Source organism: Psychrobacter sp. FME5, assembly GCF_014861375.1.
Lineage (GTDB): Bacteria > Pseudomonadota > Gammaproteobacteria > Pseudomonadales > Moraxellaceae > Psychrobacter.
The window spans coordinates 1-605 of sequence record NZ_RRYX01000262.1; the positions used below are offsets into that span (position 1 = coordinate 1).

Sequence of the window (605 nt, forward strand, 5' to 3'; positions counted from 1 at the left end):
CGATCTAAGTATAGCTTATTCTGAAATATCTATGCTAATTGATGACACGCCCTAGTGATTGCTACTTATTTTATATCTGCTAGGATAATAAAAGTGATAATAAAAATTGAGCAATCAATGTCTACGCTGTTTTTATATTCAAGACAGCATCATATCACTATCCTCAGATAATCCCTACTCTCAGTAGTCTATCGTCGTTTTTGATTTAGCCGTTTTTATTAATTCTTAGATTAACACATGAAGTGCAATACCAAATGTGAGGTGAAAAAAAGACCTAGATGCGCTAGCATCAAAGTTTTTATCCACCGACCAAAGTGAGATTGCAACCATGAACTATACACATCTAAGCCTAGGTGAACGATACCAGATTTATGCCCTTAAAGGGGCAAAACATAGTATTAAATTTATAGCGAGGGCGTTAAACAGAAGTCCCAGCACCATATCAAGAGAGCTTAGGCGTAATAAAGGCCTGCGCGGTTACCGAGCAAAGAATGCTAATAACAAGGCTTGTGACAGACGGTCAAACAATGCGCCCAGCATCATCGCTGACGTATGGGATTGGGTCACAGATAAGCTAAAAGACAGCTGGAGTCCTGAACAAATAG

At 38.8% G+C, this 605-nt stretch carries 1 protein-coding gene; it reads left to right on the top strand.

The features are described from left to right. Nucleotides 1-328 precede the first annotated feature (328 nt). On the top strand, nucleotides 329-605 hold a 277-nt coding region (locus tag EI161_RS14610), incomplete at its 3' end, for a helix-turn-helix domain-containing protein (RefSeq protein WP_192528923.1).